Source organism: Allocatelliglobosispora scoriae (assembly GCF_014204945.1).
Classification (GTDB): domain Bacteria; phylum Actinomycetota; class Actinomycetes; order Mycobacteriales; family Micromonosporaceae; genus Allocatelliglobosispora; species Allocatelliglobosispora scoriae.
Genome location: NZ_JACHMN010000003.1, coordinates 157,458 through 180,327, shown reverse-complemented (window position 1 = coordinate 180,327; position 22,870 = coordinate 157,458). Strand labels below are relative to the sequence as shown.

Here is a 22,870-nt window from a genome sequence, read left to right as displayed (position 1 = left end):
ACCTATCACTGCTGGTGCTTCAGGTGATAGGTGGGGTAATACAGCCGGGCGGAGAGTGCCACCCGCCCGGTAACCTGTTCAGGCAGACGCGCCCGTAGCTCAGCGGATAGAGCAGCCGCCTTCTAAGCGGTTGGTCGTAGGTTCGACCCCTACCGGGCGCACAGGTAAGGCTCCACCAGCGCAGATGCTCGGCTCGCCACCGTGCCCGACAGGCGGGACGCGCGAAACAGCAACCGCCTTCGCCCGATCGCTGGGCACATTTCATCCGGCGGCCACCTCGGCGCCGCCCGCGTCCGCGGCCGCCGCCTGATACTCGCCGTGATGGAGCTGAACTCGGTGGGCGCCTGCGGCCTGGCTGTCGTGCTGGGCATCGCGATCTACGCCGTCAGCGTGGCCCTGCGCCGCGGTGACCGGCTTCCGCACGCCATCACGATCCCGACGGCGATCGGGGGCACCCGGCAGCTCCGGCTGACCCGCCGCGTCGGCCGGGACGCCCCCGGCTCGGGAACGCTGGTCTGGCGTTACGAGCAGCGCGGCTACGACGACGGGTCGGACACCTCGACCTACTGGATCGGGCTGGACGACGGCGGCGAGCGGCTGCACGCGCGTCCGGTCTCCTACGAGCTGCATCGCCGCGCGGTCGTGGGCGCCCGGGTTTCGCTGCACGAGGACTGGCGGGGCCGGATGACCGGCTTCGACTTCGAGGCGGCCGACCCCGACGACACGGCCCGCTCGCCGGCCACGTCGAACGCCGCAGCCCGCCCGCCGGTCACGCCGGACGCCGCGGCCCGGGTCCTCGGCAGCCCGGTGCGCTGGCAACCGATGCCGGACCTGCTCTCCGGACTGGGCACCGGCACACCGGAGGTCGCCGGGTGCTTCGTGCCGACCGGCGCGTTCCTGGACCGGCGCGGCCTCGCCGACAACCAGGTGGAGGTGATCGTCGCCGACTCCGGCGACCAGCTCGCCGCCGCGATCGGCGCCCGCCAGGGCACTCCCCCGGTGTGGCCGCCCGGGTGCTACGAGGCCCCGCCGGTCCCCGCCGATCTGGACGCGGAGTTCCGGGGCACCCTGCTGCTGGTGCGCTCGCGGTTCGGCACCGTGGTGCTCCGGGTGATCCGCCACGGTCACGCCGACGGACCGTCCACGATCGACATCGCCTCCACCCTGCCCTGACCTGCCCTCGGATCGTGCGATCTGCACCGTCCGTGACCTCAGCCGACACCGAATCGGCAAGCGCTGATAAAGCCAACGGGGCAATCCCGGTGAAACGATGCTGCGGTGGCACAACTCGGCTCGCTCCGGCAGGAAGCCCATCAACGCGGCACGACGATGCTGGACCGCCTTCAGGATCTGGTCATGCAGGAGTCGCCGCCACGTTCGCTGCCGGAGCTGACGGCCTGCGCCGACCTGCTGGAGTCGTGGGGCAACGCGGCGCTCGGCCGACCCGCCCGGCGGATCATGCTGGACGGGCTGCCGCACCTGCTCTGGGCGGCCGAGGACCAGCGGGTCCTGCTGCTCGGGCACTTCGACACCGTCTGGCCCCTCGGTACGACGAGGGAGTGGGGCTTCGTCCTCAGCGGCACGATCGCCAGCGGACCCGGCGTCTGCGACATGAAGGCCGGGATCGTGCAGGCGCTGACCGCGTTGGAGCTGATGGCGAGCACCGATCACGTCGGGTTGCTGCTCACCTGCGACGAGGAGACCGGGTCGGAGGCGAGCCGACCGATGATCGAGCAGCAGGCCCGGCGCTCCGGTGCGGTGCTGGTCCTGGAGCCGGGTACGGAGACCGGCGAGCTGAAGGTGGCTCGACGGGGCGGCTCGATGTACCGCGTCACGGTGCACGGGCGGGCCGCGCACGCCGGGGTGGAACCGCATCTCGGGGTGAACGCCGCGGTCGAACTCGCCCATCACGTGCTCGCGGTCGGCGAATTCGGCTCGACGAGCACGAGCGTGACACCGACGCTGCTGACGGCGGGCACGATGACGAACGTGGTGCCGGAGTCCGCCACCTTCTGCGTCGACGTGCGGGCGTGGACGCGCGACGAGCTGCACCGGGTGGACCGGCAGATCCGCGGTCTGAAGCCCTGGCTCGCCGAGGCGTCGCTGAGCTTCGACGGCGGGATCAGTCGTTACCCGCTGCAGACCAGCGTCTCGCTGCCGCTGCTGAAACAGGCTCAGCGGGCCGCCGAGGAACTGGGTCTGCCGCACATCACCGGCTCGGCTGCGCCCGGTGCGTCGGATGCCAACTTCACGGGCGCGCTCGGCGTACCCACATTGGATGGTCTGGGCGCGGTGGGCGGGCACTCGCACGCGCGGGGCGAGTATGCGGACATCTCGCAGATGCCCGACCGCGCCGCGCTGCTGTCAGCGCTGGTCACACGCCTGGTCGCGCGGCCCGGCGCGGGCGCGGCGACTCGACGCGAGAACACACTCACCACAGTGGATTGACGGTACGCTTGCGTCCGTGAATACCGCTGATCCGCCCCGGTTCGGGGTCGAGGAGGAGTTCCTGGTCGTCGATCCGGCGACCAGAGTCACGGCGCCCCAGGCGGAGAAGGTGATCGAGCACGCCCGGCAGGCACTCGGCAACCGCGTCTCCGGCGAGCTGACGAAGCTCCAGGTCGAGACCCGGACCGACCCGTGCTCCTCGGTCGCGCAGGTCCACTCCCAGCTCGTCGAGGCCCGCACGGCGCTCGCCGCGAGCGCGGTCGACCTCGGCCTGCGGGTCGTCGCGACCGGGACGCCCGTGCTGAGCGGCTCCGTGCCCGCGCCGATCACCGAGGGCGCGCGGCAGGACCGGGGCAACGCCACCTATCGCAGCCTCCACGACGATCAGGCGATCTGCGCGGTCCACGTGCACGTGGAGATGCCCGACCGCACGCGCGCGCTCCAGGTCAGCAACCATCTCCGGCCGCACCTCCCGGTCCTGTTGGCCCTCACGGCCAATTCACCGCACTGGGACGGCAGGGATACCGGGTACGCCGGTTGGCGCACCATGATCTGGCAGCGCTGGCCGGTCGCCGGGCCGCCGCCGCACTTCACCTCGGTGGAGCACTACGACGAGACGGTGATGACGCTGCTCTCGTCCGGCGTGCTCGTCGACACGGGCACGGTCTTCTGGGACATGCGACCGTCGCTGCGCCACCCGACCCTGGAGATCCGGGTCGCCGACGTACCGATCACCGCCTGGGAATCGGCACTCTACGCAGCGGTGATCCGCGCCCTCGTCATGTCCGTCGGCCCCGCGATCGACCGGGGCGAGGACGCGCCGTTCGTGCGGCCCGAGTTCATGCGGGCCGCCTACTGGCGAGCGGCGCGCGACGGGCTCGACGGCGACGGCATCGATGTGCGCACCGGCACCGTCGTACCGATGGCCGCCCAGGTCACCACCCTCGTCGACGGGTTGCGGCCGATCCTGCGTGACAACGGCGACCATGATCTGGTCGATGGCTGGCTGGAGGAGCTGCTCACCATCGGCGGCAGCGCGGCCCGGCAGCGGGCAGCCGCCGCCGAGCGCGGCGACCTGGCCGACGTCGTCGACCACCTCATCGCGCACCTGACCTGACCACCCGGTCACGTTTTGCAGCAAAGCGTGGCCATTTCGCGCCGCGAGGCCACGCTTTGCTGCAAAGCGTGACGGGGCGCGCCCATAGGACCAACTCTTCAAGAGTTGCGGCGATCTTGGCGGCCCGTGGACGGGAGTGCGCACGCGGGCGGAACCACGGGGCTGCCGGCTGCGCGATCCTGGAACGGTTACTCCATGATCGAGGAGGCGCCGGATGACCACCGGGACCGCACTGCGCTACCAGCCGGAACGGATGGGCCCGACCGCGATGACCGTCGCGGCGGAGCGCTTCGCCGACCGGGTCGCCACCCGCCGATCCGTACGCGAATTCGCACCCACCCCGATCCCGCACGGCGTGATCGAGGCAGCGATCCGAGCCGCCGCAAGCGCTCCGAGCGGCGCGAACGTCCAGCCCTGGCGCTTCGTCGTGATCACCGATCCGGAGCGCAAACGCCGGCTGCGCGAGGCGGCCGAGGCCGAGGAGCAGGTCTTCTACTCCCGCCGAGCGCCGCAGGAGTGGCTCAAGGCGCTGGAACCGCTCGGCACCGACTGGCGCAAGCCCTTCCTGGAGATCGCCCCGGCGGTGATCGTCGTCTTCGAGGTGCACCAGGGTCCGACCAGCCCCAAGCCCTATTACGTCAAGGAGTCGGTCGGGATCGCGACCGGATTCCTGCTCGCCGCACTGCACCACGCGGGCCTCGCGACGCTGACGCACACGCCGAGCCCGATGCGCTTCCTCAACGAGGTCTGCGAGCGGCCGGCCGAGGAGCGGGCCAACGTGGTGATCCCGGTCGGCTACCCCGCCGACGGTGCGACCGTCCCCCACCTGGAGCGCAAGCCGCTCGACGAGGTCCTGGTGCGGTTGTAGCGCGAGACTTTGCTCTGCTTACACATGCGCACCACACCGCTCTGCTTACACCCACGCACCACCCCGGGCTCTGCTTACACCCGCGCACCACGCGCGGTGTTGCGTCGGTGTAAGCAGAGCAAAGTGCGGCTCAGCGCTTCTGGTCCAGCTCCGTCTCGAAGAAGGCCCGCAGCGGGTCGATGTGGCGGTCCGGTCGCCGCCAGTCGGCGAGCAGGTCCTCCAGCAGGTGCAGCTCGGCGACCTTCTCGCCGCCGCGATAACGGCGGATCACCGGATGGATGAACGCGCTCTCCGCGGCCAGCTCCGGCCGCGGATGGCGTTCGATGCCGAAGACGTCGGGGTACGCGTCCCGCCCCCACCAGAGCCCGAAGGTGTAGTAGTGCTCCGACGTGCTGCCGAAGCGCTCGATCGCGTACTCCTCGGGCAGGTCGATGTGGTGGCGAGCCGTCCCGTCCTCGTCGATCACGAGAGTGTCGACGAGGAACTCGAACTGGGTCCAGAGCGCCGAACTCCAGTTGACCCGGTCGAGGATGAGCTTGGTCAGCGCATCGGGCCCGACCTGCACCGTGTCGAAGGCGAGCGGCACCGACTCGTAACGCTCCCGGAGCAGCGCCGTCAGCGTACGCAGGTTGTAACGGAAGCCGTCGATGAAAGCCGAGGACGCCTTCTTGAAGTCCCGCGCCTGCGAGATCGTGCCCGCGAAGTAGAGCCCGTCGACATTGGTCGACTGCCAGTCCGGCTGGACGGTCGGCAGCCGGCCGCTCGGCACCATCTCGGGCTTGCAGCCGTCGTCGAAGACCGAGGTGTCCATCGCGAACCCGGTGCAGCGGATGACCGATTCATACTCCATCACCGCCGTCTCGCCCTCGGCGTGCGTATAGGTGATGTGCACCTCGAACTTGTCGCCGACCGGCTTGATGTAGTCGACGGTGCAGTCGAGCACCGAGTGCAGCGTCTTGAAGTGGAAGCTGTCGAGGACCGCGCCGTGGTGTCCGCGTACGTCACCGGGGTGTTTGGTGTTCCATGCGAGCTTGGTGAAGTTGGGGCTGGCGAGGTGGATCATCGCGGCGTGGCCGAGCATCGACGACGCGGTCTCGAAGGCGGAGTTGCCCTTGCCGAGGATGAGGACCCGGTGATCGGTGTAGTCGGCCGGATCGGTCGACATGTCCTCGTAGCCGATCGCGTGCTCGATGCCCTCGATCGCGGGGATGTTGGGCTTCCCCCAGCCCGCCGCCATGATCAGGCTCTGGCAGGTGTAGGTCTCACCGCTGGTGTGCACGGTGAAGCCGTCCTCGGTCTTGACGATCCGCTGCACGTCGACGCCGAACGCGACGTTGAGCCGGTGGCGCTCCTGGAAATCGGTGAGGTAGCGGACCAGGTCGTCGGCGTGCGGGAAATACTCCCGGCTGTAGTCGCCGAAGGGCAGCTCGAAGGGCTCCTGCAGCAGCGAATTCCAGTCCCAGCGCAGGCGGATCTCCGGATCCTCGCTCTTCGTGTGCACCTTGTTGATCGAGATCAGCTTGCGGTGCCGGGGGAACCGGCGGAAGAACTCGGCGGGGGCGTCGGTGCGCTCCAGCGCCAGGTAGTCGCAGCCGGCCTGCTGCAGGTAGTAGCCGAGCTGAAGACCGGCGGGGGCCGGCGCCGACGATGATGAATCGGTGGAACGGCACGGAAGCCTCCCGCAGTCGAGTCCATTGTCCACAGTGACCATGGCCGAGACCAAGGGATGTGTCAATGTCTTGACGTGGTGCCGCCCGCTGTGCGATGGCACCACGTCAGGACTGTCAGCTCATGGCGGCGAGGAGCATGTCCAGACGCACCGTGGCGAAGCCCACCCGCTCGTCGCTCTCGCCGTAGGGGATCCAGACGGCACCGTCGTGGATGAGCCCGCCGCAGGAGTAGACGACGTTGGGCACATAGCCGTCGCGTTCGTCCTCATTGGGCGAGAGCAGCACGCCGGGCAGCTCGCCGATGACCCGCTCCGGGTGCTCCAGGTCGAGCAGGAGTGCGCCGATGGCGTACTGCCGCATGGGTCCGACGCCATGGGTGAGGACCAGCCAGCCGGCCTCGGTCTCCAGCGGGGAGCCGCAGTTGCCGACCTGGATGAGGCTCCACGCCCGCGTCGGGCGCAGCAGCGAGACCGGCTCCCGCCAGGTGTTGTTCTCATCGAGCACGGTCAGGCCCAGCGTCTCGCCGTCCGACCGGCACAGCGCGCGGTGCTCGCCGCCGATCGTCCTCGGGAAGAGCGCCATGCCCTTGTTGTGGGCACCCGGCCCGCGCATCGGGGTGACGGTGAAGGTCCGCAGGTCCTCGCTCGTGAGCATCCGCGAGCCGATCTGGCGGCCGTCATAGGCGGTGTAGGTGGCGCGGTAGACCGAGCCGCCGTCGTCGGGGTAGCTGCTCACGACGAACCGGGCGTCCTCGACACCGTTGCTCTCCGACGCGGCGTTGGGCCACAGGACGCGCTGGTCGAGCCGGGTCTCCGGGGGGAAGGTGATCGCGTAGCTGTCGGCGGTCATCCGGCGCAGCTGCTCCAGGGTCGACTGCGCGTTGGGCCTGGTGATGAGCTCGGCGGGCACGCGGTGCAGCGCCCGCTCGAACTCCTCGTCGTCGAAGCGCTCGGGTAGCGAGTTGAGCACCGTCGCGGAGACCTCGTTGTCGCAGCCCTCCTCCGCCAGACCACCCGCGAGCACGTCGCGGTGGTGGATGGCGCTGCTGCGGGCCCCTATCGAGAGCGGGCCCGGGCGTTCCTCGACGGTCAGCGCGTCACCCGGTCCGACCACGGCGGTCGCGAAGCCGATCGAGGAGATGTGGCCCTCGCCGATCTGGCGCAGGCTCATCGCCACCCGGAGCTGGCCGTCCGCCAGGTTGGACTGGTCGGGGTGCGGCACCATCGAGGGGTTGCAGAGCGCGGCGGCCTCCACTGCGTACTCATGGCTGAAGAACGCGCCGATGAGCTGGCGGTCGGTCGCGGTCAGGTCCCGGGAGGTGTTGACCCGGTGCCGGACCAGCTCGAAGTGGTGCTCGAAGGTCGCTTCGAGGTCGAAGTGCCGGCCGTCGAAACGTTCGAGGGTCTCGCGCAGCAGCTCCCTCGCCTCGTCGTCGTCCATGTCGGTGATGCGCTCGACCAGCCCGAGCGCCCGCGTCCGCACGACTGCCGCGTCCTCGCCGGGGACGAAGAGTTTGATCACGACGCGTCGTGGATCGGGGTCCAGCGTGGTCTTCAGCCGGGTGGCCAGATCGGGGGTTGTCACGTCGTTGTCCTCCGCGCGTGTTGCAGGGTGGAGATGAGAGCCAGCGTCGACTCGGCACCCTGGTTGAGATTGGGGCCCAGTGGGGTCAGTCCGTCGAAGCCGCCGCCCGTTGCCGGGTCCCACATGACCGCGTCGGCATCATTGTCACCGAGGAACCAGTCGATTGCCTGTTGCACGCCGATCTCCCACGCCGGGTCGCGGGTGACCGCCGCCGCCGTCGCGCAGGCATCCGCCAACGCCGCGACCTCGATCGACTGCTGGTCCAGGCCCGAGGGCGGCTCGCCGGGGCCCCAGCCGCCGGCCGGCACGACCGAGAGGCGCCCGCCGTTGAGCTGGACCTCCTGGAGCCAGGCGAGCATGCGCAGGCCGCGTTCGAGCAGCTCGGAGTCGCCGCCGACGGCACCGGCGGCGATGACGACCTCGGCGATCGCCGGGTTGGCGTAGGTCAGCCGGGGCAGCGGCCACGGCCAGGTCGGGTCCGCGCCCGGCGGCCCGATCGCCGCTGCCGCGTCGGCGAGCAGAGCCAGGGACTCGCCGTCGCCCGGGTGCGCGCGGAGCACCTCGAACGCCCCGAGCCCGGCGAACGCCATCGCATGCGGCGCCTCTGACCGACGGGTGGCACCGAGCCGGAACGCGTGCAGTGCCTCCGCCCGGATCCACGGCGACGTGCTGCGGGCCGCCGCCGTGCCGAGGCCCCACAGCGCCCGGCCCCACCAGTCGCCGAGCGTCGCCTCGTCCTCCCAGCGCCGGTCGAAACCGAGCCGGTTGTGAAAGGCACCGGTCTCGTCCTGCGCGTGGGTGAGGAAGGTGAGGTAGATCTCCGCCAGCCTCGTCACCTCGGCCGAGGGCTCCGGCTCGCGGCTGGTGACGGCGAGACCGCGGGCGACGTCGTCGGTGCAGTAGCCGTGCTCCCGTCGGACCGTGGCGTGCCGGGCGTGCTCGAAGAGCCCGGTGTCGTCGGTGAGCCTCGCCAGGTGGGCGAAGCTGACCGACGGCACGCGGACGGAGCGGGTGACACCTGCGGGGAACTGCCGCACCAGACCCGTCATGCGGGAACCGAGATCCGACTCGCCGCCAGCAACTGATGCGCGAGCGCGGAGTAGCGCCCGGCGACGGCCGGCCAGAGCAGGGTGGTGGAGCTTGGCGCGCTGGAGATCGCGGCGAGGTCGGGCTCGGTGATGATGTCGCGGATCGCGTTGGCCATGGCCCGCGCGTCGCCGTAGGGCACGAGCAGTCCCGGTCCGTCGGTCAGCACCTCGACCGCGTGCGGGAAGGGCGTCGCCACGACGGGTACGCCGGCCGCAACCGCCTCGATCAGCACTCCGGAGGTCACCTGCTCCCGCGAGTCGTAGGGCAGCAGCACCACGTCGGCCGAGTTGATGAGCTTGCTGAGCGACGCGTCGTCGCGGTAGATCGGGTCGAAGTGGACGGAGTCGGCGACCCCGAGCTCCGCCGCGAGCTCCTGGAGGCTGGTCCGGTAGGCCTCGCCCTGGTGTTCGAGGACCTTCGGGTGGGTCTTCCCGGCGACCGTGTAGGTCGGGCGGGGCTCCACGTCGGAGAGCTGCGCGAGGGCTCGGATCGCCCACTCGATGCCCTTGCCGGGACCGATCAGACCCCAGGTGAGCAGGTGCGGACGGGTGCGCTTGGCGGCGGGTTGGGCGCTGTGGTCGGCGGCGCCGTGCGGGATGACCGTGACCTTGGCCGGGTCGACGTCGTATCCGGCGATGAGCCGGTCCCGGGCCGTGCCGGTCATCGTGACGACGGCGTGGGCCGACTGCACGATCTGCTCCAGCACCGCCTTCTGCCGGGCCGACGGCGTGGTGAGCACCGTGTGCAGCACGACGATGCTGGGCACGGTGAGCTGGTCGAGCATCGGCACGATGTGGTCGCCGTCGGGGCCGGGGTAGATGCCGTACTCGTGCTGGACGACAGCGACATCATGGCTGTTGAGAGTCCTCGCGGCACGGCGCCAGCCGTCGACGGAGTCGGTGGACCAGGTGTAGGCCACCCTCGGGTCGTCGGACGCGGGCGGAGTGCCCTCGACCATCCGGATGAACCCGCCCCGCGCACCGCCCTGCAGCAGGTGCCCGGCGAGGGCGGAGTTGAAGGTGGCGAGGCCACACTGGGTAGGCGGATGAGTGCTCACGAAGCCATAACTAATGCTCACAGCAGGTGCCTTTCCGATCATCGGACTGACCCCGACATGAAAGGGCCATCATCCTCACGCGGTGAAGGCGCGCACCCACTCAGCGTGTGTGGCGGGCGGCACAATATGTCGAGATCTAGAGCCGTCGACGCTCTGAGATTACCATTCCCGAGATCTCAGCCGGTCAAACTGCGGTAGAGACGCAGGTAGTCGTCGACCATTCGAGCGGCGCCGAATCTGCTGCGTGCCTGCTCACGGCAGCGGTGCCGGTCAATCGTTGAGATTCGCCCCACAGCCGCCACGGCACCGGCCACCGACTCGACCAGATAGCCCGTGACCCCCTCATCCACGACCTCGGCCATCGATCCACGGCGATAGGCGACAACGGGCGTACCGCACGCCATCGACTCCACCACGGACAGGCCGAAGGGCTCGTCGAACCCGATCGGGTGCAGCAGCGCCGCGCTGCCGCCGAGGATCTCGCTGCGCCGCTGCGGCCCCACCGACCCCAGATAGGTCACCTGCGCACCGTCGATGTGCGGCGCGACCTGCTCGTCGAAGTAGCGCTGGTCCTGGATGATCCCGCAGATCGTCAGGGGACGCCGGGCCCGCCGGGCGATCTCGATCGCCGCGTGGGTGCCCTTGTCCGGGTGGATCCGGCCGAAGGCGACCAGCCCCTCCCCGCCCACGGCGTCGAAGGGGAACGTGTCGAGCTCGATCCCGTGATAGATCGTCGCGGCGTAGTCGAGATCCGGCGACCGGTCCGAGTCCGAGATGGAGACGTAGGCCGACCGGCCCCTGGCGTAGGCGGGCAGGATCGCAGGTCCCGAGAACCCGTGGATCGTCGTGACCATGGGCGCCCGGCAGTGCTCGGAGAAGGCGAGCGGCAGCCAGTCGAGGTGGTTGTGGACCAGGTCGAACTCCCCCGACCGGCCCAGGGCGTAGGAGACGTGCAGCGCCTCCCAGATCCGGCCGTCCAGCTCCGGCGTCTCGGCATAGCCCGTCGGACAGACGCCGTCGAGGACCGCAGTGGTCAGCGAGTCGAGGGTGGCGAAGAGTGTGACATCGATCCCTCTGGCGACGAGGCCCTCGGCGAGCAGGCTCGTGACCTGCTCCCACGGTCCGTAGTGCCGGGGAGGTGTGCGCCAGGCCACCGGCCCGAGTAGAGCAACCTTCACGATGATCGTCTCTGTAACATGTACTGAACAGTACTGGAGTATGCTTCACCTGCGGCATGACCCGTTCTGCCTCAGCCGCGGTCTTTTTTGTCGGACACCACGCGCCGCGACCGATCCGGTCTGCGCCGGGCAGGACGACCCATCCACGTTCGGAGACTCAATGGCGGTCACCCGCCCCCTTACCCCGCAAGCTGACACGTCCACGACCTTCGCCGGTCTTGGCGTCCCCCCGATCCTGACCACGGTGCTCGCCGCCAACGGCATCACCGTGCCCACCCCGATCCAGGCGAAGTCCCTCCCGGACACGCTCGCCGGGCGCGACGTGCTGGGCAGAGGCCAGACGGGCTCAGGCAAGACCTACGCATTCCTGCTGCCGCTGCTCACGCGTCTGGCGGCGAGCAAGGCGACCCGCCAGCCGGGCCGCCCCCGCGCCATGATCCTGGTGCCGACGCGCGAGCTCGCCACCCAGATCGAAGCCTCACTGGCCCCGCTCGCCGACGCGCTCTCGCTGCGCACCCTCACCGTCTTCGGCGGTGTCGGCGCGAAGCCGCAGATCACGGCCCTGCGCCGTGGCGTCGACATCCTCGTCGCCTGCCCCGGTCGGCTCGCCGACCACGTGAACGAGGGCTACGCCGACCTCAGCGGTGTCGAGATCACCGTTCTCGACGAGGCCGACCACATGGCCGACCTGGGCTTCCTCCCGGTCGTCCGGCGCCTGATGGAGGCGACCCCGCGGACGGGCCAGCGGCTGCTCTTCTCCGCGACGCTCGACGGCGGCGTGGACGTGCTGGCCAAGCAGTTCCTCAACAAGCCGGTGACGCACAGTGTCGACTCGTCGCTCTCGCCCGTCGCCAAGATGACCCACCACGTGCTGCAGCTGCGGCACGAGGACCGGCTGCCGGTCCTCGTCGACCTCGCCGCCGCGCCGGGGCGGACGCTCGTCTTCACGCGTACCAAGCACGGTGCCAAGAAGCTGACGCGGCAGTTGGTCGCTTCCGGCGTTCCGGCGGTGGAGCTGCACGGCAACCTCGCGCAGAATGCCCGCAGCCGCAACCTGGAGGCCTTCTCCAACGGCGAGACGACCACGCTGGTCGCGACCGACATCGCGGCGCGGGGCATCCACGTCGACGACGTCGCGCTCGTCATCCACGCCGACCCGCCGGTCGAGCACAAGGCCTACCTGCACCGTTCGGGCCGCACGGCCCGCGCGGGCGCGGCCGGCATCGTGATCACCCTCTCCACCGACGACCAGGCCCGCGAGGTGCGCGACCTGACCCGCAAGGCCGGTGTCAGCCCGACCACGACCACGGTCCGGCCGGGCGACCCGCTGCTGGCGAAGCTGGCACCGGGCGAGCGCACCTTCACCGCGCCTCCGGTCGCCTCCCTCGTCGAACCCGACTCCCGCGGTGGCGGCGGACGGCGTGGCGGCGGCGGTGGCGGACGGCGTTCGGGCTCCGGCCGGGGCGGCGCCACCACCGGTGGCACCACGTCAGCCGGGCGCGGTTCCGGTGGCGGTCGCGGCGGGGCGGCTGCGAGCGGCCGGTCCACGACCGTCGTCAACGCCCGCATCGCCGGTGCGCCGAGCACCGGCCGGTCCTCCGGCGGCGGTCGCGGCGCCGGATCGTCGGGCCGTGGTGCCGGTGCGAGCACCCGTGCCGCCGGTTCGTCGGGCGGATCGGGACGCGGCGCAGGCGCAGCGGCGGCCTCCACGGGCGGTCGGGGCGGCGCTGCGGCGTTCTCGTCCCGCAGCCGCGCCGGCGGTCGCTGACCACTAACACCAACGATCGGCGCAACTCTTCACGAGTTGCGCCGATCTTTCGTGTGCGTGCTGCCGACCCGCCGCCGCACGACCCTGAACTTTAATGCTGGATCGACGGCGTGTCGGAATCGATCCTGACTTCTGTTGCACTTTTCGCGGTGTGTCCAGCATTAAAGTTCAGGGTGGAGGTCAGGAACGCCGACAGGTCGTCGCGGTGGATGCAGTGGCCCGTCGCGGGGATCGTCTCCACCTGGAAACCTCGGGCGCGCAGGCGGTCCGCCGCAGCGGCGTTGATCAGGCTGCTCGGGTCGGCGAGCTGGACCAGCGACGGGACCACCGCCCGCTCCGGCATGAAGTCCCTGCCACCGGCCTCGACCAGCACGTCGGCGGCCGCCCGGTCGAAGAGCGCGAACCCGGCCACCTCGGCCGCGATGTCGGCGTCGCTCCATCGTGGATTGCCCGCCCGGATCGTCTCCGCCGTCGCCTCGTCGGCGACGCGGGCCAGGACGCCGCGCAGCTCACGCGGCACGACGGGCAGCAGCAGCGCCGGGTCGGAGTAGACGGCGCGCACCGGTCGCAGTTGCTCGACGGCGAGCGCGAGCGCCAGCCCGCCGAGCGAGTGCCCGATCGCGAGGTCCGCCCCGGTCGGCAGGTTCTCCACCAGGTCCGCGGCGAAGAACTCCGGGGTGTAGTCGCCGCGCGGGCTCAACCCGTGTCCCCGCAGGTCCGGCGCGATGACCCGGAAGCCGCGCGTGATCAGCTCCGCCTCCACGGCGTGCCAGGTCCCGTGGTCGGACATCACCCCGTGGATCAGCAGGGCGACCCGGTCGCCGTCACCGGCCTCGTGCAGGTGCAGCCTCACCGGGCGCCTCCGATCGTGATCACCGTCGAGAGTGGACGTTCCATGATGCTGTGCGCGGCCTCGATCGCGTAGGCGCCCTCCACCGTGCGCCACCCGCCGTCCCAGATCTGGAAGGTGCGCTCGGGCAGCGGGATCGTCACGGTCACCGACTCCCCCGCCGCCGCCTCGACCACGGCGAATCCCGCGAGCCAGCGCACCGGCCGCTCACCGTCCGCGACGCTCGGCCCGGCATAGAGCTGCACGACCTCGCGCCCCGCCCGGTCACCCTCGTTGCGCAGGGTCACGGTCGCGACCCCATCGACAATCTCCATCGACCGGTACGCCCACGAGGTGTACCCGAGACCGTGACCGAACCCGAAGCGCGGCACGGCAGCCGTCCGGTCCCAGGCCCGATAGCCGATGAAGACGCCCTCGTCGTAGGCGAGCACCCCGTCCACCGGCGTCGTCGACAGGATCGGGCAGTCCGCCGCGACCACGGGCCACGTGGTCGGCAGCCGCCCGCCGGGTTCGGCGGCACCGAGCAGCACATCGGCGAGGGCGTGCCCGGCCTCCTGCCCGGGGAACCAGGTGAGCAGCACCGCGGCGACCTCGTCGGCCCAGGGCAGCTCGACCGGTGACCCGGCGTTGACGACGACGACGGTACGCGGATTGGCGGCGACGACCCGCCGGACCAGCTCGTCCTGGCGTCCCGGCAGCGCCAGCGTGGTCCGGTCGAACCCCTCGGACTCGACCTCCTCGGTCGTCCCGACGACGACCACGGCCACCTCCGCGTCGGCGGCCGCGCGTACCGCCTCCTCGATGAGCTCGTCGGGAGTGCCGGTGGGCTGGGCGTGGCCGAGCGTCAGCGAGACGATCACCATCCCGGGCGGCATCATCACCTGCTGGCGCAGCACGACGGCGACCTGCTGGCCCTCGGTCAGCTCGACCGGGAACCGGGTCTCGGGCGGGTGCAGGAAGAGCGCGGAGAGGTCGTCGCTGTCGGGCATGATCGGCCCCTCGAAGACCGTCTCGCCGTCGACGGTCAGCGCGTACTGCCCGATGCCCCGGATCGACAGCAGGTGCGTGCCGGTCGCGGGTGCCGTGAGCCGTCCGGCGATCTCCACGGTCGCGAGCGCCTCGGGGTCGATGCCGTCCGGCAGCTCCATCCAGAGCCCGGTGCCGGAGGCGAGGCTCACGGAGCTCAGCACGGCGCCGTCGCCGTCGCGGAAGGTCGCGCCGAGTTCCGTCCAGTGTGGACCCGTCGCGGGCGGCACCTTCTCGCGCGGGTCGGCGCCCACGGCGTAGGTCACCCGGACGCCGTCCGGCAGCGCGGCGGTGAGCCCGTCGAGGGGTGAGATGACGTGTGCGGGGAAGACCTGGGCGCTGCCGCCGCCGAGGATGCGGGCGTCGCGGGCGAGCACCCCGATCACGGCGATGCTGGTCAGGGCGGCCGGATCGAGGGGCAGGGCATGGTCGCGGTTGGTGGCGAGGACGAAGGAGCGCACGGCGATCTCGCGGGCCAGGGCATCGCCGTCGATCGGTGCCGGGCGGCGATCGACGGGCACCTCGGGGTCGGCCCCGGCGAGGGCACCGGTGCGGGCGGCGAGGCGCAGGACCCGGCGTACCTGATGATCGATGGTTTCCTCGGTGACCTCGCCGTTGCGGACTGCCGCGACCAGGGCCTCGCCCCACGGGCTGCCCGCCGCCGGCATCGCGATGTCGAGGCCGCCGTTGGCGGTGCCGACCGCATCGCGGGCGGCGAACCAGTCGGAGACGACCGCGCCGTCGAAGCCCCACTCCTGCTTGAGCAGGTCGTGCTGCAGCTCGGCGTGCGCCGACATGGTGACGCCGTTGACCTGGTTGTATGCCGACATGACACCCCAGGCACCGGCGCGCACGATCGTCTCGAAGGGCGCGAGGTAGAGCTCGCGCAGCGCCCGCTCGCCGATCTGGTTGTCGACGGTGAAGCGCTCGGTCTCCGCGTCGTTGCCGACGAAGTGCTTCACCGTCGTGCCGACCGACTGCTCCTGCACCCCGGTCACATAGGCGGCGCCGATCGCCCCGGTGAGCAGCGGATCCTCGGAGTAGCACTCGAAGTGGCGGCCGCCGAGCGGGCTGCGGTGCAGGTTGACCGTCGGCGCGAGCAGCACGTGCACGCCCTTGCGATGAGCCTCCTGGCCGAGCAGGCGACCGGCCCGCCGGGCCAGCTCCGGATCCCAGGTCGCGGCGAGCGCGGTCGGACTGGGCAGCGCGATCGACGGATCGTCGGCGCTCCACTGCGTCCCGCGTACGCCGATCGGCCCGTCGGAGACGACGAGCGAGGCGAGCCCGATCTCCTCGACGGCGGGCAGCGACCACATGTCCTGACCGGCGAGAATCCGCACCTTGGTCTCCAGGTCGAGGGCGCGCAGGGCGGCCTCGATCACCTCTTCGCGATCGTGGGGCATCAGGCCATGATGCACCCGCGAGCGGCATCGCGCCGGAAGATCAGCGCAGCCCGATCGCGTGCACCGCGCCGGACCGGGTGCCGAAGTAGAGCACGCCGTTCCAGACCGCCGGGGTCGACTCGATGTTGCCGCCGACGCTGAGCTGCCAGAGCTGCTTCGGCGCCACCGTGGTGTCGGCGAGGTCGAAGGCGTGCATCACCCCGCCGCCGTCGCCGATCAGCAGGACGCCGTCGACGACGATCGGCGACTGCCACGTCGGTGCGGTGAGGTGGAACTTCCAGCGCACCGCCCCGGTCGCCTTGTCGATGCCGAAGACGTCGCCGTGGTGGGTGTCGAAGATCGCGATGTCCTTGTAGAGCGCGGGCGATCCCCAGATCCCCGACTTCGGCTTGGTCTGGCGGTCCTTGACCCCCCAGACCAGCGGGTCGGGCTTCGTCGGATCGAGCTTCATCATCTGCCCGACCTGCTTGGCCCGGGCCGTGCCGCGTTCATACTCCGACCCCACATAGAGCGCGCCGGTCTCGTCGATCGCGATCGAGGCGTCGGTGTCGTCACCGGTCCAGAAGCGGAAGGTCCGTGTCGGCTTCCTGCCCTCCTTGAGCCCGCTGATGTCCCAGCCCTGCACCAGGCCGCCCGAGTTGGCGAAGTAGACGGTGTTGCCGAAGACGGCCACCGAGTTCTCCACCGAGACCATCCGGTCGCCGATGTCCTTGAGCAGCTGACCGTCCCAGCTCGGCGCGTTGAAGACGAGCTTGGGCTTGACGGTCACCTTGCCGTCGGGGCCGTAGCCGCGGTTGAGCTTGACGATGTGGAACTGGCTGTTCTCGCCGCCCTCGAAGAGGTAGTCGTCGATGATGATGCCGGCGCCGTCCCAGTCGTTGTTCCACATCGTCGGGCTGACCGCGTTGGCCGAGAGCTTCCACAGCTCGGTCGGCTTGCCCCGGTCGATCGCGATGATGCGGTAGTAGTTGTCCCGGGAACCGGAGTAGACCAGAGGATATCCGTCCGGGTCGATGGTGACGGAGCCCTTGATGATGTCGCCGGTGGTGAAGTCCGGCAGGATCCGGTTGCCGGTCGAGGCATCGAGGAAGTGGATCTTCGCGTCGTATGCGCCGAAGACCACCCAGGTCTTGCCGTCGCGCTCGAAGACCGACGGCTGCCCGGTCCAGCCCGAACCGCACCATTCGCGCTCGCCGTGCTCGTCGGTGGAGAGCGAGCAGAGGCTGCCCGACTTCGGGAATTTCCAGAGCTGCGTCGGCTTTGTCCGGGGAATCGGTCCTGTGCCGTAGAAGGTCCGGGTCGGATTCCCCCGGAAGGTCAGCAGTCCGTTGACCTTCGTACCGTAGGGCTTGCCCACTCCGGCCGCGTCCGACCAGCTTCCGGCCGGAGCCGCGCTCGAACCCGTACTCGCGCCGGCGCTCGGCGCGGCGGAGGCCGGCACGCCCGGCTGGAAGGTCGGGCTGTCGCCGGAGCCGGAGCAGGAGGCGGTCGCGGCGAGGGCGAACGCGGTGACCGCGAGCAGCATCCGGCGCGGAAGGGGGCGAATCACCGCGACAGTATGCCGACCATCCGGAACAGCCGGTAGGGGCCTGATCGGTCATCCGCACGCACCATGCGGCGCATGTCCCGCCGTGACACACTCGGAGAGGTGTCCACCGAGCAGCCCACCCTCATCGACGGCGTCACCGGCGCCGGTAGCGACAGCGCGGCCTTCGATCTGAGCCGCGCCAGCGCACGCTGGGCCGAGACCCTCATCGACCCCACCGCCGCCAACCGGCTGGCCTACTACCGCGACCTGAAATCCGGCACGCTCGACCTCTCCGGTGCCGACCCCCAGGCCGTCGACCGGCTGCTGCTCGGGGCACCCCAGACGATCAGCCAGCTCTTCCCGGCGAGTCGGGCGGCCGGCTCGACCGCCGCCACTCGGACGGCCGCCCGCCCGGAGGGCGCGAACCCGCCCGCCGCCGGTTCGGACAGCACGAGCCAGACCACCGCGATCCTGCCCGCAGCGGACCGGACCGGCGACGATCAGACCACCGCGGTCCTCCCCGTCGAGGGTCAGACCGTCGCGCGGACCACCGGCAGCCGGACCGCCGCGGACCTGCGCTCCGACGCCATCCGGCGAGCCCGCACGATCCGGTCCCGGATGCGCGACCTCGCCGAGGAGCGCGGCATCGAGGCCGGTTATGTCGCCGTCGGCATGGCGACCTGGGCCGAGTCCGACCGCACGCCGCGCGCTCCGGTGCTGCTCTACTCCCTGCGCATCGACGCCGTCACCGTCGCCGAGCACGACTTCCGGCTGACCGTCGACCCGATGCCCACGCTCAACCCGGTGCTGATCTTCAAGCTCGCCCGGGAGCACGGTGTCGTCGTCGACGGCGACGAGCTGATCGACGACGAGCAGGCCACGATCGACCCGGCCCTCGTCTTCACCAAGCTGATCAAGGCAGCCGACGAGGTGCCCGACTTCCAGATCGCGCCGACCCGGCTGATCGGCACCTTCAGCTATGAGAAGCTGCCGATGGTCACCGACCTGGAAAACGCGGCCGAGCTGCTCTCCCGCAGCGACGCGGTGGCCGCCCTCGCCGGTGACCGGGCCGCCGGGCTCCGGCTCGCCAGCACGGCGAGCATCGCCGCCGACGCACCGGACCGCACCGCGCCGGCCGACGAATACCTCGTGCTCGACGCCGACGCCTCGCAGAGCCACGCGATCAACTCCGTCCTCGCGGGGCAGAACCTCGTCATCAAGGGCCCGCCCGGCACCGGCAAGAGCCAGACCATCGCCAACCTGATAGCGGCGCTCGCCGCTCGCGGGCGAACCACCCTGTTCGTCGCGGAGAAGCGTGCCGCGATCGACGCCGTCGTCGGCCGCCTCGCCGACGCGGGCCTCGACGACCTCGTGCAGAACCTGCACAGCGAGGGCACGTCGCGGCGGCAGTTCGCCCAGGCGATGGCGACCCGGCTGCAGCGCATCTCGCAGGAGATCCTGCCGGAGACGGCCGAGCTGCACCGGCGGCTCACCACCCGCCGCGACCGGCTCGCCGGGCACCACCAGTCGATGCACGCGCGACGCGAGCCCTGGCAGGTCACCGCCTTCGAGGCGCAGCAGCGGCTGATGGGGCTCGCCCCCTTCGCCACGCCGACCCGCTGGCGCGGCTCCCTGCTCGACCAGCTCACCGCCGACAAGGCCGCCCAGCTCCGCGACGCCCTCGCCGAACTCGCCCGGCTCGGCGAGTTCGCCCCCAGCCGGTGGAGCGAGCCGTGGGCCCGGACCACGCTCACCTCGTCTGCGCAGGTCCCGGCCGCGATGGACGCCGCCGGCCGCCTCGATCATGAGCTGCTGCCGACGGCACGGGCCCACCTGCAGCAGGCCCTCGACCAGACCGGGCTGCGCCCGCCGGCCAACCTGGCGGCGACCCGTGACCTGATCAGCCTCGTCGAGGAGGTCCAGGCGACCCTCACCTCGTTCCGGCCCCGGATCTATGCCGGGCCGCTCGACCGGTGGCTCGCCGCGACCGCGGAGCGGGCCGAGCGCAAGGCCACGATGCCGCAGCTCGGCTGGTCCGAGCGCCGGGCCGCCGTCCGCGAGGTCGGCTCGCTCTGGCTCGGCCGGGGCCGACCGGCCAAGGGAACGCTGCACGGGAGCCTGCTCGCCGTCCGCGACCAGCTCGTCCGCTGGCGCGAGGTCGCGGCCCACCCGGGTGCGATCCCGGCGGTCCCGCCCGCTCTCGACGCCGCTCGCCAGTCGCTGCGCGCGCTCGACGACGGGCTCGCGGAGCTCGCCGCCTACCTGCCGCTCAGCACGGAATCGATCACCCTGGACGCGCTGCAGCGGATGCTCGACACACTCGCCGCCGATCAATCCGGGCTCATGCGGGCGGTACGCCGCAACGAGCTCCGCACCGCCGTCACGCCCTGGCAGACCCAGCGCCTGCTCGAGGAGCTCGGACGCCGCAACGCCGACGCCGCCGGTGCCGAGGCCGCCTTCGACCACGCGTGGCTCAGCTCGATCCTCGACCACGTGGTGGCGAGCGACCCCGCGTACGCCCAGTTCCACGGCGATGCCCTGCATGCCGTCGCGGTCGAGTACGCCGACGCCGACCGAGGGCACATCGGCACCACCGCCGGACGCGTACGCCACGCCGCCGCAGCCCACCTCGTCTCGGTCCTCGACAGGCACCCCGAGCAGCAGCAGCTCATCCGCAAGGAGGCGGCGAAGAAGGCCCGCCACCTGCCGATGCGGGAACTCTTCCGGCGCGCGCCCGAGGTGCTCACCGCGGTGAAGCCGTGCTGGGCGATGAGCCCGCTGCTCGTCAGCCAGGTCCTCCCGCCGCAGCGCCTCTTCGATGTCGTCATCTTCGACGAGGCGAGCCAGGTCGAGCCGACCGAGGGCATCACCGCGATCATGCGGGGCAACCAGGTCGTCGTCGCGGGCGATGAGCACCAGCTCCCGCCGACCCGCTTCTTCGACCGGGCCGACGCGCCGGAGCTGGTCGAGGACGACGACGAGGGCGAGCTCACCGCCGATGTCGAGTCGCTGCTGCAGGCATTCGCCGCCGCGCTGCCGATGTCGCAGGTCAAGCACCTGTCCTGGCATTACCGCAGCCGCGACGAGCGCCTGATCGCCTTCTCCAACTCGCACATCTACGCCCCCAACGGCAACGCGCTGACGACCTTCCCGGGCACCGCGGCGAAGGGCAGCCTGACCCACCACCCGGGCGGCGCCGACGAGGTCGCGACGGTGGTCGAGCTGATCCTGGACCACGCCCGGCAGCGGCCGAACGAGTCCCTCGGCGTGATCACGATGGGCCTCACCCATGCCGAGAAGATCGACGCCGCGCTGCGCAAGGCGATCACCAAGCTGCCTGAACTGCACGGATTCTTCTCCGCGACGAGCCACGAGCCGTTCTTCGTCAAGAACATCGAGCGGGTGCAGGGCGACGAGCGCGACGCGATCATCATCTCGGTCGGCTACGGCAAGAGCGCCGACGGCCGGATGCTCTACCGCTTCGGGCCGCTCAACATCGCGGGCGGGCACCGGCGGCTCAACGTCGCGATCACCAGGGCGAAGCGCCGGGTGACGGTCGTCAGCTCCTTCAGCCACCTGGAGATGGACCCGGCGAAGCTGACCGGCGACGGCACCCGGATGCTCAAGGCCTATCTGGAGTTCGCCGAGACCGGCTCGCTCGGCGGACGCAGCGACGCGCTGGCACCGAGGTTGACGCCCTTCGAGACCGACGTACGCGACCGGCTCGTCGCCGCCGGGATCCCGCTCACCGTCTCCTACGGCGTGAGCGGGCAGCGGATCGATTTCGTCGCCACCCATCCGGAGCGGCCGGAGGAGCTGATCCTCGCGATCGAGGCCGACGGGGCGACCTACCACTCCGGCGCGACGGTTCGCGACCGCGAGCGCCTGCGCAAGGAGCACCTGGAGCGGCTCGGCTGGCGGTTCCACCGGATCTGGTCGACGGACTGGTCCCGCGATCCGCACCGTGAGGTGGCCCGGGCCGTGGAGGCTTACCAGTTGGCGCTGGCCGCCGCCGAGACGGCCGCAGCGCCGGTCGGGACGATTCCCGTGCCCCCCGGCACGGTTCCCGGCGTCGTCTCGGCGACGGGCCCGCTGAGCCTCGACTCCGAGCCGCTCGCCCCGACCCTGACCGACCTCACCCGCCAGCCCGCCGGCGCAGCCGGGCAGACCGCGACGGAAGCCACGGCAGCGCAGGCCATGCCCGTCGCGGCAGGTTCCACCGCGACGGCAGCGGACCTGGCCCCGGCCGGCACTCCAGCACCGGCTCCGACCGCGGCTCCGGCCGGGGCTCCGGCGCAGGAGGCAGCCGCGCCCGCGTCTCCCGCCGACGCCCACGATCGCCGCAACTCTTCAAGAGTTGGTCCTATCGAGGCGGGTCCGGAGCGGATCCGCACCCGGCAGCGGCCCGACTTCGAGCCGGGGCTGCCGATCGCGGACTACTCGGTCGGCACGCTGGTGGAGCTGCTCGCGTGGATCGAGAGCGACGGTCGGCTGCGGACCGAGGAGGACGTGCTTGACGAGGCGATCGACGAGCTCGGCTTCGCCCGGCGCGGTCCCCGGATCATGGCCGAGCTGCGCAGCGCCCTGGAGATGTCCCGCCAGCGCCACCGCCAGGAGTAATCCGCCTGCCGGCCCGTGCGGGGACAGACTCAGATCGTCCAGACCGTCTCGTCGAAGCCCAGGCGGGGCAGCCGCTCGTCCCACGCGTCCGGGCCGGGACGACCGATGTTGACCAGCAGCAGCGACCGGTGCCGGCCGTCCGGGAAGAACTCCCGGTCCACCCCGGCGTTGTCGAAGCCGGCCATCGGCCCCGCCGCCAGCCCGGCGGCGCGCACGCCGATCAGGAAATACCCGATCTGCAGGGTGGCGTTGAACTTCGCCTGCGCCTCCCGATAGGCCGGATCGGTGAACCACTCCCGCGCCTTGGGCCGCCGGGGATAGAGCTCGGGCAGGTTCTCGTGGAACTCGGTGTCGGCGGCGAGCACCGCGACGAGGGGCGCCGTGGCGGTCTTGGCCCGGTTGCCGTCGGAGACGTGCGCCAGGAGCCGCATCCGGGCAGCGTCGGAGCGCACCAGCAGCGTACGCAGCGGCTGGGCGTTCAACGCCGTCGGCGCGAGCCGGACGAGCTCGTGGATCGCCCGCACCTGCTCCTCGTCGACGGGTTCGTCGGTGAAGGTGTTGGCGGTGCGCGCGTTGCGGAAGAGCAGATCCTGTGCCTCACGCCCGAGCGCGAGCAGAAGATCGTCATCGACAGTGAGGGTCATTCCTCGATCATGCGCCATAT

15 protein-coding genes and 1 tRNA gene are annotated in these 22,870 nt (G+C 71.1%); 7 read left to right on the top strand and 9 right to left on the bottom strand.

Annotated elements, in window-relative coordinates:
- The first annotated feature begins 88 nt into the window (after positions 1-88).
- The 5 genes from F4553_RS27435 (at position 89) to F4553_RS27415 (ending at position 4,433) form a co-directional block, all read left to right on the top strand.
- Positions 89-161, top strand: a tRNA-Arg gene (locus F4553_RS27435).
- A 160-nt stretch (positions 162-321) separates the two neighbouring features.
- The gene (locus tag F4553_RS27430; protein ID WP_184841531.1) at positions 322-1,173 is read left to right on the top strand and encodes a hypothetical protein; all 852 of its coding nucleotides are present in this window, start codon (positions 322-324) and stop codon (positions 1,171-1,173) included.
- Between the two features lie 105 nt (positions 1,174-1,278).
- Positions 1,279-2,448 (top strand): M20/M25/M40 family metallo-hydrolase, encoded by a 1,170-nt coding sequence (locus F4553_RS27425; RefSeq protein WP_312875407.1) that lies wholly within the window; start codon positions 1,279-1,281, stop codon positions 2,446-2,448.
- Between the two features lie 16 nt (positions 2,449-2,464).
- The gene (locus F4553_RS27420; RefSeq protein WP_184847529.1) at positions 2,465-3,565 is read left to right on the top strand and encodes a carboxylate-amine ligase; all 1,101 of its coding nucleotides are present in this window, start codon (positions 2,465-2,467) and stop codon (positions 3,563-3,565) included.
- Positions 3,566-3,818: 253 nt separating this feature from the next.
- On the top strand, positions 3,819-4,433 hold the full coding sequence (locus F4553_RS27415) for a nitroreductase family protein (protein WP_246467663.1): 615 nt from the start codon (positions 3,819-3,821) through the stop codon (positions 4,431-4,433).
- Positions 4,434-4,563: 130 nt separating this feature from the next.
- Here the strand turns inward: F4553_RS27415 and F4553_RS27410 are convergent, their stop codons facing one another.
- From F4553_RS27410 to F4553_RS27390, 5 genes are all read right to left on the bottom strand, one after another.
- The gene (locus F4553_RS27410; protein WP_246467490.1) at positions 4,564-6,144 is read right to left on the bottom strand and encodes an NAD(P)-binding domain-containing protein; all 1,581 of its coding nucleotides are present in this window, start codon (positions 6,142-6,144) and stop codon (positions 4,564-4,566) included.
- A 73-nt stretch (positions 6,145-6,217) separates the two neighbouring features.
- Positions 6,218-7,687, bottom strand: a complete 1,470-nt coding sequence (locus tag F4553_RS27405; protein ID WP_184841529.1) for a glycoside hydrolase family 130 protein — start codon at positions 7,685-7,687, stop codon at positions 6,218-6,220.
- The gene (locus tag F4553_RS27400) at positions 7,684-8,736 is read right to left on the bottom strand and encodes a glycosyltransferase (protein WP_184841527.1); all 1,053 of its coding nucleotides are present in this window, start codon (positions 8,734-8,736) and stop codon (positions 7,684-7,686) included. The genes F4553_RS27405 and F4553_RS27400 overlap by 4 nt, the downstream gene beginning before the upstream one ends.
- Positions 8,733-9,833, bottom strand: a complete 1,101-nt coding sequence (locus F4553_RS27395; protein WP_312875406.1) for a glycosyltransferase — start codon at positions 9,831-9,833, stop codon at positions 8,733-8,735. The genes F4553_RS27400 and F4553_RS27395 overlap by 4 nt, the downstream gene beginning before the upstream one ends.
- A 176-nt stretch (positions 9,834-10,009) precedes the next feature.
- Positions 10,010-11,011: a glycosyltransferase family 4 protein gene (locus F4553_RS27390; RefSeq protein ID WP_184841525.1), complete on the bottom strand. Its 1,002-nt coding sequence runs from the start codon at positions 11,009-11,011 to the stop codon at positions 10,010-10,012.
- Positions 11,012-11,171: 160 nt separating this feature from the next.
- Here F4553_RS27390 and F4553_RS27385 point away from each other — a divergent pair, with 160 nt between their 5' ends.
- Positions 11,172-12,779, top strand: a complete 1,608-nt coding sequence (locus F4553_RS27385; protein ID WP_184841523.1) for a DEAD/DEAH box helicase — start codon at positions 11,172-11,174, stop codon at positions 12,777-12,779.
- A 91-nt stretch (positions 12,780-12,870) separates the two neighbouring features.
- Here the strand turns inward: F4553_RS27385 and F4553_RS27380 are convergent, their stop codons facing one another.
- Genes F4553_RS27380 through F4553_RS42575 form a run of 3 tightly spaced genes read right to left on the bottom strand, consistent with a single transcriptional unit; the run spans position 12,871 to position 17,607 of the window.
- Positions 12,871-13,632: an alpha/beta fold hydrolase gene (locus F4553_RS27380; RefSeq protein ID WP_184841521.1), complete on the bottom strand. Its 762-nt coding sequence runs from the start codon at positions 13,630-13,632 to the stop codon at positions 12,871-12,873.
- On the bottom strand, positions 13,629-16,058 hold the full coding sequence (locus F4553_RS27375; RefSeq protein ID WP_184841519.1) for a beta-glucosidase family protein: 2,430 nt from the start codon (positions 16,056-16,058) through the stop codon (positions 13,629-13,631). Before F4553_RS27375 ends, F4553_RS27380 begins: the two co-directional genes overlap by 4 nt.
- A 40-nt stretch (positions 16,059-16,098) precedes the next feature.
- Complete coding sequence (locus F4553_RS42575) at positions 16,099-17,607, bottom strand: outer membrane protein assembly factor BamB family protein (protein WP_184841517.1); 1,509 nt, start codon at positions 17,605-17,607, stop codon at positions 16,099-16,101.
- A 99-nt stretch (positions 17,608-17,706) separates the two neighbouring features.
- Here F4553_RS42575 and F4553_RS27365 point away from each other — a divergent pair, with 99 nt between their 5' ends.
- Positions 17,707-22,206 carry a PDDEXK-like endonuclease domain-containing protein gene (locus F4553_RS27365; RefSeq protein ID WP_184841515.1) on the top strand — a complete coding sequence of 1,500 codons (4,500 nt, stop codon included), beginning with the start codon at positions 17,707-17,709 and terminating at the stop codon, positions 22,204-22,206.
- A gap of 29 nt (positions 22,207-22,235) precedes the next feature.
- Here the strand turns inward: F4553_RS27365 and F4553_RS27360 are convergent, their stop codons facing one another.
- Complete coding sequence (locus F4553_RS27360) at positions 22,236-22,850, bottom strand: malonic semialdehyde reductase (protein WP_184841513.1); 615 nt, start codon at positions 22,848-22,850, stop codon at positions 22,236-22,238.
- Positions 22,851-22,870 lie beyond the last annotated feature (20 nt).

What these genes read in the sequence shown, in the direction of transcription:
- F4553_RS27400 (WP_184841527.1), bottom strand. Translation starts at nt 8,736, where the DNA reads ATGACGGGTCTGGTGCGGCAGTTCCCCGCAGGTGTCACCCGCTCCGTC.
- F4553_RS27415 (WP_246467663.1), top strand. Translation starts at nt 3,819, where the DNA reads ATGGGCCCGACCGCGATGACCGTCGCGGCGGAGCGCTTCGCCGACCGG.
- F4553_RS27375 (WP_184841519.1), bottom strand. Translation starts at nt 16,058, where the DNA reads ATGCCCCACGATCGCGAAGAGGTGATCGAGGCCGCCCTGCGCGCCCTC.
- F4553_RS27360 (WP_184841513.1), bottom strand. Translation starts at nt 22,850, where the DNA reads ATGACCCTCACTGTCGATGACGATCTTCTGCTCGCGCTCGGGCGTGAG.
- F4553_RS27410 (WP_246467490.1), bottom strand. Translation starts at nt 6,144, where the DNA reads ATGGTCACTGTGGACAATGGACTCGACTGCGGGAGGCTTCCGTGCCGT.
- F4553_RS27385 (WP_184841523.1), top strand. Translation starts at nt 11,172, where the DNA reads ATGGCGGTCACCCGCCCCCTTACCCCGCAAGCTGACACGTCCACGACC.
- F4553_RS27430 (WP_184841531.1), top strand. Translation starts at nt 322, where the DNA reads ATGGAGCTGAACTCGGTGGGCGCCTGCGGCCTGGCTGTCGTGCTGGGC.